Source organism: Pseudomonas machongensis, from assembly GCF_034961125.1.
GTDB lineage: Bacteria > Pseudomonadota > Gammaproteobacteria > Pseudomonadales > Pseudomonadaceae > Aquipseudomonas > Aquipseudomonas machongensis.
Window position 1 is genome coordinate 15,837 of sequence record NZ_JAYFUI010000071.1, and the last position, 12,587, is coordinate 28,423.

Sequence of the window (12,587 nt, forward strand, 5' to 3'; positions counted from 1 at the left end):
TGGTGATGCAACATCTGGTGTTTTGACACATGCCTCTCGCTCGCGGCTAATGCCACTCTCCAGTGGGGCCTGAAGAGGTGGCAGGAATGAAGAATTGCATGGTGTATGGCGACATGGCGGCCGACAGGGCTTCTGAGCAGTATCCGGTGGTGGCTTTGTGCGAGGGGTGTATCGATGAAGACCGCGCGCGTGGCGAGGGGGCATTGATCCTTTCCATCGAGGCTGCAGCGTGTGACCCGTCAGTGGAGCACTGCGATTGGTGCGGCAATGAGGATTGAGGCAGAGCGGCAAGCCGTGTTGTTCGTTTCGGCTGGCATGTTTGCCCCTAAGAAACGCGACCATGCGCTCGCTCGACGCCAGTTATATCTGAACTACGGGGCGCTGGCGCTGGCCACTCGCTGTGAACTCAACGGCGTACCTGCCAGATTGGTACACGGTGAACATGAGCGGCCTGAGGAGCTGGCGGCGCGGTTGTACGAGGCGGGCGAGATCCGCAGTGACTCGCCCGTGATGTTGTCGATTCCAAGCTTCTATGCATTGCCTTGGGCCCAGGTGTTCTGCGAAGAGCTCGTCAGATTCGAGCGCGGGGTACAGATCATCGTCGGCGGACGATGGGTGACCGGGCCAGACAAGGATTGGCTGGCGGGTAAGTTGCCATTGGCCAGTAAGATCGTGCAAGGCCTGGCAGAGGGGCAGATCGAACAACTGCTGGGCTATTCGCTGGCAGGCTCGCAATGGCAGGGCGGCCCCTTGTGGCGCTTGAATCATCGCCTGATCCAGGGCTTTCAGCGCTATCAACCCAGTATCGAAGCTTCGCGTGGTTGCGGCATGCGTTGCGCGTTCTGCGAGGAGCGGGATATTCGCCTGACAGACCTACAGGAGCCTGCGGCACTGGTTGATGGGATGGAGCGCTTGGTCGAGGACTATGGTGATCGAGATATCCATCCCTATCTGCAGTCTTCGTATTTTTTGCCCAATTTGCGCTGGGCTGGACGCCTGGCTGATGAGACGGCACGCCGCGGCATCAAGCTTGCCTGGCGTACTGAGAGTCGGGTGGACAGTATCCGGCCGGAGACAGTGGAAAAACTCGCCGAGGCTGGCCTAAAAGTTCTCGACCTAGGCCTGGAGTCGGCCGCGCCGACCCAGATAAAAGCGATGAACAAGGCAGGCAATCCGCAACGCTACCTGGAGGCGGCGTCACGTCTGCTGGAGGCCTGTGCTCAGCATGGTGTCTGGGCCAAGGTCAATGTGATGCTGTATGCCGGCGAGTCGGCGCATACCCTACGTCAGACCCAGGATTGGCTGGATGAGCATGCCCACTGCATCAAGGGCGTCTCGGTAGGGCCCGTAGTGGTCTATGGTCCGCCCCGTCACAGCGCGGAGTTCATGTGCGAGTTGCAGCGATTGGGGGCAAGCCCGGTAGACCCAGACAGTGCCGAAGACCTCGGTGTTACAGCACTGCACTTGAGTTCGACACTGGATGAATGTGAGGTCGAGGCTCGTGCCTTGGAGCTTTCAAGGCGCTATATGTCGCAAACCGACTACTTTGATCTCAAGCGCTTCTCCTACTACCCACGCGATTACACCCACGCGCAGTTTCTGGCCGATATCGCCGCCAGCGACGCGAGCCGTTTGCCGTTCCGCCTGCAATAGGCGTGGTATCGGACTGGGATACCAGCCAATGACAAGGAGCCAGAGCATGTTCGACCAGGACACGATCGACTACGCCAGGGAACAGGAGCAGAAGGTCTCGCACCTTGAATACCGAGTATTCGAGCACAAGGACGGTCGCTCCACGGGTCGCAAGGAACTGATGCGCGACTACGCCAGGATTCTCTATTCATCCTCGTTCCGCCGCTTGCAAGGCAAGATGCAGTTGCTTGGCATCGATGCCGGGCGCTTCAATCGCAACCGTTTGACGCATAGCCTGGAAGTGGCGCAGATCGCACGCTCCATCGCAAGTGATCTGGATCTGCGCGAAACGGTCGTCGCAGAGGCCGCTGCCTTGGCCCACGACATCGGCAACCCCCCCTTTGGCCATCATGGCGAGGATGTGCTCAACGAACTCTGCGCAGGGTGTGGCGGATATGAAGGTAACGCCCAGGCGTTTCGTATTCTGCGTACCTTGGAGCGCAAGCATCACCTGTACGACGGATTGAATCTCAATCTGCGCACGCTGATGGCAGTGACCAAGTACTTCCACCTGCGTACCGTGAATCCACGCAAGTTCCTCTACGACGATGACCATGCCTTCCTCACTGGCCAGCTTGCCTGTCACGACCTGGTCATCAGCAAGAGCATCGACGCCGAGATCATGGACTTGGCCGATGAGATCGCCTATGCCGCCCATGATCTTGAGGATGCCATGAGTTTTGGCTTGATCAGCCTTGGCGAGATCATTCACGAGTTCAAGATCAGCCATGACTTCTCCGATGCTTGCCCGGCCATTGAAGCGTTGGCTCGAGAGGTCGAGCAGGATGCCATGCAGGCCAGTCGATCAGGGTCCTCGGAAGAGTATGCGATGGTGTTGAAGAAGGAACTGACATCGAAAATCGTCAACACATTGTGTGCCGATATCGGCCTGGTCGAAGGAAAAGAAGGGCACCGGCTCGGTTACAAGCGCCATGCAAAGTTGGCCGAGGGGCTGAAGAAACTGTTGTTCAAGGCGATCTTGCGCAAGAAGGATGTACAGCTCTACGAGAAGCGTGGCGAGCGGGTCATTCGGGGGCTTTTCGAGGTCTACAGCGATGAGAAGTACAACCGCGGCAACAGGCTGCTACCGCCGGAGCTGCGGTCTCTCTCGGCATGCAAGGATCGTCTGGTGACCGATTACATCGCAGGGATGATGGATCTTTATTCGATACAGGAGTACGAGCGTTATTTCGGCAAAGGCAGTCTGGATGGCTATTACTTCGCCGAGCCGAGGAAGTGAAAGGGCGGCGCCGGAAGCGGCGCCGTGTTCCTCGCCTGATGGTGGCTAGTCCTTCATTGGATTACGCAAGCGCACCCAGACGATCGCGGGCAACGCCATCAGCAGCCATTTGAGGTACTGGTTCACGCCAAAGTGTTCACAGAGCGTGCCGATGGCGGTGCAGAGCACAACCACCACCACGAACTGAATCATCCTGTTCATCTCGGGGTTTCCGTCGTTGGGAGCGGCGATGGTAAACGATTCGGGCGCTTTCGCTCACAGATACTTGAGCCAGCGAATGTCTCGGCGGCGGGCCTTGAATCTGGCGAACTGCCGCACCGGCCAGTACAGGGCTGCCGCCAGCAATGTCGCGACCAGCCACAGTGCGCCCACGCTATCGAAACCGAAGTACTCGCCCTGGTTGTGCCCGAACAGGCCGACGCTTGCCAGGTAGAGGGCTTTCAGTGCGTAAAGGTGCAGCAGGTAGAAGAACATCGGTGCACTGCCGAACACGGTCAGCACGCCGATCCAGCGTGCCTGGCCGGCGCGTTCGAAGGCTCGCAGCAGCAACATGCCGACACCCAGGGTCAGCAGCAGGAACAGCAGCGACGGTGGGTACTTGGTGATGTTGAGCAGGCTCATCAGGGTCTGCGTCAGGTCGGGGTAGAGTTGCCACTGTGCCTCGCCGTAGCCGTTGAGCAGACGCAGCGCGACGAAACCCACCAGCGCAGCGCTACCGGCGAACAACAACTGACGCTGGCGCTTGGCGGTATCGCTGCCACGCGCGAACCATGGCCCCAATGCATAGCCCACTGCGATCACGCCGATCCAGGGCAGCAGTGGATAGGAGGTCCGCAGGCGCAGGTTCTGCGATACCTCGAGCCAGCCGCGATCATGCAGAATCGCCCAGGGTGCGTGCAGCAGCGTACCGGGAGCAAAGTGCAGGCCGTCGAGCAGGTTGTGGCCGGCGATGATGATTACACCCAGGGCCAACAGCAACGGGCGCGGCAGCCACACCAGCAGCGACAGGACGATCATGCTCAGGCCGATCGCCCAGATCACTTGCAGGTAGATCACGCTGGGCGGCAGCTGGAAGGTCCAGGCGAAGTTGACCAGGGTGAACTCCAGCACCACCAGGAACAGCCCGCGCTTGAACAGGAACGCCGAGACAACGCCCAGGCCCTGGTGCTTTTCGCCGTAGAGCCAGGCGCTCAAGCCGGTCAGCAGGACGAACACCGGGGCACACAGATGAGCGAGGGTGCGGCTGGCGAACAGTGTGGGCTCGGTGGCGTCGATGCTCATCGGGTCGCTGACCTGGCGATGCAGGAAGAAGGTTTCGCGCACGTGGTCCAGTAGCATGAACAAGATGACCAGGCCGCGCAGGGCGTCGATGCTGTGCAGGCGGGAAGAGGGTGGAGTGGATGGCATGGGGCTTTAGCTGAAGTTGAGTTGATTTTGGAATGTTATCTTATATCTCTATTGTTGGGGTGATTTGCCGGGCCCTATCGCGGGACGAGCCCGCTCCCACAGGTGCTCCACCAGTCTTTAGGAGGGTGGTTACCTGTGGGAGCGGGCTCGTCCCGCGATAGGGCCGGCACTTACAACCAAACAGCATCCCAGTGCGAATACTCCCGCACACTCCCAACCAGCCCCGCACGCAGCGGGTTGGAAACGATGTACCGCGCCACGGCCTGAACATCCTCCTCCCTGCGGACAGCCCTGTCCTGGTACCCAGGCTGCCAGATCCGCCCTGTACCCCCACCTGTCTGGTAAAGCGCATGACTGGTCCTGGACTTGAACCTGCGCATCAACGCCCCTAGCGTCCCAGTGCGCAACTCGATCAGCCAGTGGAGATGATCCGGCATCACAACCCAGGCCAGAGAGCGACATGACTGTTCCTCTTCGGCGTGACGCAGTTGCTGGACGACTGCACGTGCCGGACGCAGAAACTGGAAAAAAGGCTGGCGGGAGCGCGTGACGGTGGTGAGCAGATAGATTCTGCCGGACTCGGAAAAGCGGCCACGGCGCAACAGGCTGGAATGAGGGCGATCCATGCTTTCTCCTTGAACATTCTTCCTTTGTTCAAGGTAGCGATACTGTGGCTGGTTGCCCGGAAGATTTTTTGCTGAATGTGCCGGCCCTATCGCGGGACGAGCCCGCTCCCACAGGATCAGTGAAGAACCTGTGGGAGCGGGCTCGTCCCGCGATAGGGCCGGCGAGGCCTACGGCATCAGAAGCTGTAGTCCACCGTTGCGAAGTACGAGCGTGGCGCGCCTAGCAGCCATTGCTCGCCACTGTGCGCGGCAACCACGTAGTCGCGGTTGAACAGGTTGTTCAACTGCAGGCCCAGGCGTACGTCGGGCAGTACCTGCCAGCCGAGATTGGCATCGACCACGGTGTAGCCGGGGACGCTGTAGGCGTTGGCGGTGTCGGCATAGCGCTGGTCGACGTAGCGCAGACCGATGCCGGCGTCGACGGTCTGGCCGAAGCCTTTGTTGAGCCAGAGGTTGGCGGTGCGGCGCGGGACGTTGGCGGGGCGGTTACCGGCGCGGTCCTGGGGGGCGCCGCCGACGGTCTCGTCGAAGTCATCGTACTTGGCGCGGACCACCGAGGCGTTGGCCGATACCTGCCATTGATGGCCCAGATCCAGCTCAAGCGCGGCTTCCAGGCCGTCGGAGGTCTGCTGGCCGGCCTGCTGTTTCTCATGGCTGATCGGGTCGTCGACCAACAGCTTCTTCTTGACGATGTGATACGCCGCCAGGGTCCATTCACCACGCCCATCCCAGAAGCGCTGCTTGAGCCCCAGCTCGGTCTGCTTCGATTCGGTCAGGTCGTAGTTGATCTGGCTCGGGCTGAGGCTGATCAGGTTGCTCACCCCGTCTTCGCTGGTGGAGTACTGGCCGTACAGCGACAGGTTGTCGGTTACCGCGAAGACCAGGCCGGCGCGCCAGTTGCCGCCTTGCAGGCTGCGGTCGACTCGCGTGTCGTTGGTCAGGTTGTTACGGTCTATGTGGTTCTGGTCGCGGCGGATACCGGTCACCAGCGACAGGCGATCGGTCAGTTGGGTACGGTTCTCGGCGAACAGGGCGAAGGTGTGGGTGGTCGAGAGGGTTTGCGGACGTGTGACGTTCCGGCTCTGGAACCCGCCCGGTGCAGGGTTCCAAGGATCGACATAGTCGCCGCCGACATCGTTGTACGGCGAGTTGCTGTCGACATTGAAACGGATCTTGTTGTACTCGGCACCGACCACGGTCTTGCTGTTCAGCCCGAACAGCGAATGATCGAAGGTGAAACTCTGGCGGTCGCCGATCTGCTCCTGGTTGTGCTTGATCTCCAGGTAGCTTGCCCGCTCCAGCTGCTCGCGGGTCGGATCCCAGGTGTAGTCCTCGGCATTGCGCCAGTGCCGACGGCTCTTGATGTAGTACAGCTGGTTGCTGGCCGTGACGCTGTCGCTGAGGGTCCAGTCGGTGTTGAAGCGGGTCCATTCGTCGTGGTAGCGCTGCACGTCGTTCTGGATGTTGTAGTTCTTCTTGCGCAGACTGTCGCGCAGGTGGCCGTCGATCAGCGGCGTGCCAAAGTAGTTCGAGGGCTGTGCGTCGCCACGCTCATGGGCGAGGGTGAAGCTCAGGTCGTCGGTGGCATCGAAGCGCAAGGCTGCACTCAAGGCCAGGCTGCGCGAATCGGTGCGGTCGACCCAGCCATTGCCTTCCTGCTTGTTCACGGTCACGCGGTAGCTGAGGCGCTCGCTCAGGCTGCCGCCGCTGTCCAGCCCCAGTTGCTGGCGATCCCATGAGCCATAGCCCAGGCGCAGGTGGTTGCGGATCTCGCCGGCGAAGGGTTTTTTCGGGATCACGTTGATCACAGCGCCCGTGGCGCCTTCGCCATAAAGCACCGAGGCGGGGCCGCGGATCACATCGATGCGCTCGACCATCCACGGGTCGACCGGGAAGGTCTGGGTGCCGGCGCCGGTGTACAGGCGCGAGCCGTCGAACAGGGTCATCACCGAGGCGTGTCCGGTGAAACCACGGGCGGAGAGGGCGGTGTTGCCGTTGCCCGGGGTGCCGACGGAGGTGATGCCGGGCGATCGGGTCACTGCGTCCTGGATAGTGAGGTTGGCGCGCTGCTGGATCTGCTCGGCGGTGATGCTGGTGGTGCTGGCCGGGGTTTCCAGGGCGCTGAGATTCAGGCGTGAACCGGCTTGGGTAGGGGTTGCCAGGTCGACGATCTGTTCGTCGCGGGTCTCGGTGATCGCCGTCGAGGGCAGGTCGAGGACCTTGCCTTGCGGCTGCTCGGCCAGGGCCGGCAGGGACACGGCCATGCAGGCGGCCAGAGTGTGAAGCTTGAAGTGTCGGGACATGTCGTTCCACGGGTTCAGGAATGAATGGATCCCGGTGGAAACAACGCAAAGACGAGCAGACACGCACGCAGGCGCGCACGCGAACACCGGCCTGCGCCCGCCCACCGCGGGTTTGCCAACAGAAGCGTCAGGCCGGTCTCCGGGCTTGCGAGGGTCGTGAAGCCTTCACCTTCCCATGCATGAGCACAGTGGTGTGTCGAAGGATTCGCTCGCTTACCGTTGCGGGGGCAGCGCCGGACTTGTCTGCAAAGACGCACCGGCTTCCCGTTTCACCCTGCGCACGGCGGCGCAGGACACCTGAAACTGGCGGCATCTGACCATCGAACGCAGGGGGAGTCAATCGTTTGGATAGGCGAAAAAACGTGATGGGCTACAGGGTTGCGCGTTTTTATTAGATTTTTTTCGAACTTTTCCGACTGACGTTGTCTCGAATCGCTCGTTCGCCCTTCTTATTCAACGTCATGGAGACTTTTGCGAATGTTTACTGGAAAACTGCTGCGTCACACTTGCGCCCTGGTCCTGCTCGGCGCGCCGCTGGCAGCGATGGCAGCCCCCAGCACCGAGCCCTTGTTCACCTTCGGCCTGCTCGGTTCCTACGACAAGTTCAAGTTCGAAGGCGGCAGCGACTCCGACAAGGAGCACCTGGGCCAAGGCGGTGTGTTCGCCAACTTCGGCAACAAGATGACGGCCGAGTCCGGCTTCATCTACCAGATCGGTGCCGAAGCCAAGTATGGCAAGAAGAACGACAACAAGCTCAAGGAGGCGCAGGCCGACCTCGACCTTGGCTGGCGTGCCGCGCTGGATGCGCGCAACTTCGTCGACGTGATCGTCGGTGGCGGTTACAGCTGGACCCGTTTCGAGCCCGAGATCAACGACCTGGACACCAAGTTGACCTACAAGTCGCCGTTCGCCAAGGCCGCGCTGGGTTACAACCACCAGTTCGATGCCTCGACCCTGCGTGTCGAAGTCGGTGCTCGTCACACCATCGATGGCCGTGCGCGCTTGAAGGTCGACGACTTCGGCAGCGACAGTGTCGACATGAAGGACCGCACCAACCCGTATGCCGAAGTCACCCTGCTGATGAACCAGCAAGGCAGCATGCCGATCCAGGCGGGCGTGTACTACACCCGTACCGAGTACAAGATCGACGAGGACTCGCCGGTTGCCGACAACAACAAGCTCAAGCGTGACGAGTTTGGCGTGAAGGTCGGCCTGGCGTTCTGATGCCTTCGGTGGTTGTACGCCGTTTGTAAGGGCAGCCTCGTGCCGCAATCGCGGCACGAGGATTCCCCTGTAGGCTCAAGGGCGCCTAGCGGCCCCGGCGCCGCGACACCCGCGCCTCGATGTTCTTGCGTCCGATCAGCAGTGCCGGTTTCTCGGTCACCGGCTCATCGGCCAGCCACTTGTACATCACCAGGCAATCCACCAGCCCCAGTGCTGCATGACGAAATGCCTTGGGCAGGCGCCCGACGGTCTCGAAACCGAGCTTGTGCCACAGCCCCACGGCCACCTCGTTGCTCGCCACGACCGAATTGAACTGCAAGGCCAGAAAACCCTCCTGGCGCGCCAGCTTCTGCGAGTGCTCGCACATCAGCCGTGCCACGCCACGTCCGCGTGAACGGGGGGTGACCATGTATCCGCAATTGCCCACGTGCGCGCCCGGGCCTGCGGCATTGGCCTTGAGGTAGTAGGAACCGAGCAGCTCGCCATCCTCTTCGGCCACCAGGGTGTGCAACGGAAACTCCAGCCACAGCGTGCGCGCCTGCTCGTGCGACATCTGCGGGTCGTATGCGTAGGTTTCGCGCGCCTGGACGATGGCCTGGAAGGTCGGCCAGAAACGCTCGAAGTCTTCCGCGGTCATTGGGCGAATGTGGATCATGTCGGTTCCTGCTCGGGCTGGGCCGGCAAGTCTGGGTTGATGGGCGCCATCATGCAAGGGCTGTGGCGCCCAAAAGCGTCAACTGCCGGCCTTGCCGACCGCATCCAGCGCCCGTGCCGAATACACCAGGGCAGCGCCCGCGTTCATGGCCACGGCCACGCCGAGGGCTTCGGCGATTTCCTCGCGGGTGGCACCGTGCTTGACCGCCTGCTGCGAATGCACGGCGATGCAGCCGTCGCAGCGAGTGGTCACCGCCACGGCCAGGGAAATCAGCTCGCGGGTCTTGGCGTCGAGGTGGTTGGTCTTGGCGCCGGCAGCACTGGCGGTGGCGTAGCCGGCCACGGTGTCGGGGGAAAGCTGCTTGAGATCGCCGATGCCGGCCATCAACTGCTTACGGTAGGCGTCCCAGTCCATCATGCTCATCGTCTTCACCTTGTCAGGTTGGCAACAGGAGCTTTCAGGCTAGTCGAAGATGGGGGGAAGGGCAGGCCTCGTCACCGAGGGGCAAGGAGGCCGCAAGACGTGTCAGATGTAGATGAACAGCAGCACCAGTGCCGCCACCACGGCCCATTTCTCGAGGTAGTAGCGGGTGCGGTTGCGCTTCTTCATGGCCTTGCCACGTTCACGGATCTTGTAGATGCGCGTGAACAGTCGATTGATGCCGCCAGTCTTGTCGTTGGCATCGTTGGGCGCGGCTGCCGCGGCCATGACGTTGCGGCTGAACCAACGGTTGAAGGCGCTTGCCCAGCGGTACTTCAACGGGCGCTCGACGTCGCAGAACAGGATGATACGGTTGTGCTCGGTGGTATTGGCCGCGTAGTGGATGTACGTCTCGTCGAAGATCACCGCCTCGCCGTCGCGCCAGGAATACTTCTCGCCGTCCACATCGATGTAGCAACCATCGTCGTTCGGTGTGTCCAGGCCCAGGTGGTAACGGTAGGAGCCGGCATAGGGGTCACGGTGACGAACCAGCTTGGCTCCCGGCGGCAGGGTGGCGAACATCGCCGCCTTGACCGTGCCGATACCTTGCAGCAGTTCGGTCGTGCGTGGGCACAGGGTCATCGCCGAAGGGTGGCTCTCGCCGTACCACTTCAGATAGAAGCGCTTCCAGCCGGTCTTGAAGAACGAGTTGAAGCCAACGTCATCGTAGTTGTCGGATTTCTTGATCTCGCCGGCGTGCAGCAATTGCTGGGCTTCTTCGCGGATTTCCTGCCAGTGGTCCTTGAGCGGCTGCAGCTCAGGGAACGACTCGACGGGCAAATAGGGCTTGGCCGGGTGCTTGGAGAACAGGTACAGGAAACTGTTGACCGGGGCGAGGAAGCTCGAGTGGTCGCCCAGCTGGCGAGTCAGCTTGTGGCGAACGCGACCGCGCAGGTGAACATAGGCGATCGAGAGGACGAAGATCAGTACGAGTGCAATTTTCATGGACGGTTACTTGTCGAATAAAAATGGCCATGCGCCATGGCTGTAGCCCGCCAGCATAAACAATCGTGTCGCCAGTTTGTACTTATTGTTAAGTCATCGCTGATGGACGAAGGTGGAATACCCTGCAAGCTGCGCAAACGATTCAACCCTGGCAGCGTTTGAACCTGCATGCCCTTCAGCCCTCGAGGAGTTTCCGATGGTTCAGGATGTACGCCCAAGCGGCGCGCCCTTCAAGCGCCTGTTTTTCGCCCTGGCTTTGCCCGAAACCCAGCGCCGGGCCGTTGCCCAGTGGCGTCGTGAATTGGGGTTGCGGGCCGGCAAGCCGGTACCGGCCGAGAATTTTCATGTGACGTTGCTGTTTCTGGGCGATGTGGATGCCGCCCAGGTACCGGCACTGTGCGCGGCGGTAGACGGCATGACGCGCCCAGGGGCGCCGATACGCCTGTTGCTCGACCGTCTGCAGGTGTGGCGACGTGCCGGCGCGCTGGTGCTCGAACCTGGCGACACCCCTGCCAGCCTGCGCCAACTGGTCTACGGCCTGGAGCAGCGGGTACTGCCACTGGGCATCGCCGAGCAGGCCCGTGAATACCGTCCGCACCTGACGCTGTCACGGGATTTCCAGGGGCAGCCACCAGAGGCGGCGCAGGCTCCGGAGTTCTTCCTCAATGCCCGCCGGTTCGGTCTCTATGAATCGCGCAAGGGCCGTTACTGTCCGCTGGCCGAGTGGCCGCTGGACGAAGCCTGAGGGGCGAACAGACGTTGTCCGAGGGTGTAGGCGGTGGGTAAGTGCCTGGCGGTATCCGGGCCTTCGCTCTCGTCCAGAAGGATCGCGCTCGAGACCTGGGCGCCGCACCAGTCGAAAATGCCATGCTCGATCTGTACGCGCATTGCAGCGCCGTAGCCATGGCGGTCGAACAGGGCAGCGTCGGCGCCGCCGACCGCCACCAGGTGGACCTTCAGGTGGTTGAGCAGCTTGGTGGTCTTGCCGTCTTCGTAGCTGAAGGCCCAGCCATTGCTGAACACACGGTCGATCCAGCCCTTGAGCAGTGCGGGGAACGACCACCAGTACACCGGGTAGACCAGCACCAGGGTATCAGCCCTTTCGATGCGTGCCTGCTCGGCAAGTACGTCCGCCGGCGGCTTGGCCAGGTGACGATGGACATTGAGGTCGGGCAACTCGAAGCGCGGATCGAAGCCCTCTGCGGCCAGGTCGGCGATTTCGCTGGTATGGCCTGCTTGGGCCAGGCCGTCGGCGATCTGCCTGGACAATGCGTGGGTGAGTGATTGGGCGTCGGGGTGGGCGAGTACGATCAGGGCGTGCATGAATGCGTTCCTTTATGGGATGCGGGAAGAGGCCGGGCGCTATATACTCGGCGTAAGTTACGATTAGTAAGTTACTTTTGGTAGGTAAGCTATGTCAAGCGGTGAGACGCGTCCTGTACGCAAACGCCTGTCCCGTGAGGATCGTCGGCGGCAATTGATAGCGGTGGCCTGGCAGATGGTTCGTGAGGAGGGCACCGATGCGCTGAGCCTCGGGCGCCTGAGCGAGCTGGCAGGGGTGACTAAGCCGGTGGTGTACGACCACTTCGAAACCCGCAACGGCTTGCTGGTGGCGCTTTACGAGGAATACGACGCACGCCAGACCGCCATGCTCGAGGTCGTGCTGGCGGACTGTCCTGTGGACCTTGAGGCGCGTGCGGCGGTAATCGCCGCAGCCTATGTCGATTGTGTGATGACCCAGGGGCGTGAGATACCGGGCGTCAGTGCGGCGTTGGCCGGTTCGCCAGAGCTCGAGGCGCTCAAGCGTGGGTACGAGGATCCGTTCCTGGACAGGTGCCGCCAGGCGCTGGCGCCGTTTGCGCCGGGCGGGGATATCGGATTGGCCGGCTTGCGTCTGCTGGTCGGCGCCGCCGAGGCATTGTCACAGGCGGCGGCGTCGGGGGAAGTCGAACCAGGGCAGGCCAAGGCGGAACTGAGCGCCGGCATCGTGGCGATGGTCCGGCGCCAGGGCTGAG

General features: G+C 61.7%; 13 protein-coding genes and 1 riboswitch. Of the genes, 5 read left to right on the top strand and 8 right to left on the bottom strand.

The window, feature by feature from the left end:
• The first annotated feature begins 231 nt into the window (after positions 1-231).
• The gene (locus VA602_RS05500; RefSeq protein ID WP_323452705.1) at positions 232-1,653 is read left to right on the top strand and encodes a B12-binding domain-containing radical SAM protein; all 1,422 of its coding nucleotides are present in this window, start codon (positions 232-234) and stop codon (positions 1,651-1,653) included.
• 46 nt (positions 1,654-1,699) lie between these two features.
• Positions 1,700-2,932 carry a dGTP triphosphohydrolase gene (dgt, locus tag VA602_RS05505; RefSeq protein ID WP_323452706.1) on the top strand — a complete coding sequence of 411 codons (1,233 nt, stop codon included), beginning with the start codon at positions 1,700-1,702 and terminating at the stop codon, positions 2,930-2,932.
• A 45-nt stretch (positions 2,933-2,977) separates the two neighbouring features.
• On the opposite strand, the gene VA602_RS05510 is transcribed toward dgt, so the two are convergent.
• The 4 genes from VA602_RS05510 to VA602_RS05525 form a co-directional block, all read right to left on the bottom strand.
• On the bottom strand, positions 2,978-3,133 hold the full coding sequence (locus tag VA602_RS05510; protein WP_153773843.1) for a hypothetical protein: 156 nt from the start codon (positions 3,131-3,133) through the stop codon (positions 2,978-2,980).
• A 54-nt stretch (positions 3,134-3,187) separates the two neighbouring features.
• Entirely contained in the window at positions 3,188-4,339 is a 1,152-nt protein-coding gene (locus tag VA602_RS05515) for a DUF1624 domain-containing protein (RefSeq protein ID WP_323452707.1), read from the bottom strand.
• A 170-nt stretch (positions 4,340-4,509) separates the two neighbouring features.
• A complete protein-coding gene (locus tag VA602_RS05520; protein ID WP_323452708.1) occupies positions 4,510-4,965 on the bottom strand; it encodes an REP-associated tyrosine transposase in 456 nt (151 codons plus the stop codon).
• A 176-nt stretch (positions 4,966-5,141) separates the two neighbouring features.
• Positions 5,142-7,268, bottom strand: a complete 2,127-nt coding sequence (locus VA602_RS05525; protein WP_323452709.1) for a TonB-dependent receptor — start codon at positions 7,266-7,268, stop codon at positions 5,142-5,144.
• 113 nt (positions 7,269-7,381) lie between these two features.
• Positions 7,382-7,584, bottom strand: a riboswitch (cobalamin riboswitch).
• Positions 7,585-7,745: 161 nt separating this feature from the next.
• Between VA602_RS05525 and VA602_RS05530 the strand changes: the two genes are divergently transcribed.
• On the top strand, positions 7,746-8,492 hold the full coding sequence (locus VA602_RS05530; RefSeq protein ID WP_323452710.1) for an outer membrane beta-barrel protein: 747 nt from the start codon (positions 7,746-7,748) through the stop codon (positions 8,490-8,492).
• Positions 8,493-8,577: 85 nt separating this feature from the next.
• Here the strand turns inward: VA602_RS05530 and VA602_RS05535 are convergent, their stop codons facing one another.
• From VA602_RS05535 to lpxO, 3 genes are all read right to left on the bottom strand, one after another.
• Positions 8,578-9,147 (bottom strand): GNAT family N-acetyltransferase, encoded by a 570-nt coding sequence (locus VA602_RS05535; RefSeq protein ID WP_323452711.1) that lies wholly within the window; start codon positions 9,145-9,147, stop codon positions 8,578-8,580.
• Positions 9,148-9,225: 78 nt separating this feature from the next.
• The gene (locus tag VA602_RS05540) at positions 9,226-9,570 is read right to left on the bottom strand and encodes a carboxymuconolactone decarboxylase family protein (RefSeq protein ID WP_054890878.1); all 345 of its coding nucleotides are present in this window, start codon (positions 9,568-9,570) and stop codon (positions 9,226-9,228) included.
• Between the two features lie 102 nt (positions 9,571-9,672).
• A complete protein-coding gene (gene lpxO, locus VA602_RS05545) occupies positions 9,673-10,572 on the bottom strand; it encodes a lipid A hydroxylase LpxO (protein WP_054890877.1) in 900 nt (299 codons plus the stop codon).
• Positions 10,573-10,768: 196 nt separating this feature from the next.
• Between lpxO and thpR the strand changes: the two genes are divergently transcribed.
• Positions 10,769-11,317, top strand: coding sequence for an RNA 2',3'-cyclic phosphodiesterase (thpR, locus tag VA602_RS05550; RefSeq protein WP_323452712.1), 549 nt, complete (start codon positions 10,769-10,771; stop codon positions 11,315-11,317).
• Here thpR and VA602_RS05555 read toward each other — a convergent pair.
• Positions 11,278-11,895 carry an NAD(P)H-dependent oxidoreductase gene (locus tag VA602_RS05555; protein WP_323452713.1) on the bottom strand — a complete coding sequence of 206 codons (618 nt, stop codon included), beginning with the start codon at positions 11,893-11,895 and terminating at the stop codon, positions 11,278-11,280. The genes thpR and VA602_RS05555 overlap by 40 nt on opposite strands.
• 91 nt (positions 11,896-11,986) lie before the next feature.
• Here VA602_RS05555 and VA602_RS05560 point away from each other — a divergent pair, with 91 nt between their 5' ends.
• Positions 11,987-12,586, top strand: a complete 600-nt coding sequence (locus tag VA602_RS05560; protein WP_112898447.1) for a TetR/AcrR family transcriptional regulator — start codon at positions 11,987-11,989, stop codon at positions 12,584-12,586.
• Position 12,587 lies beyond the last annotated feature (1 nt).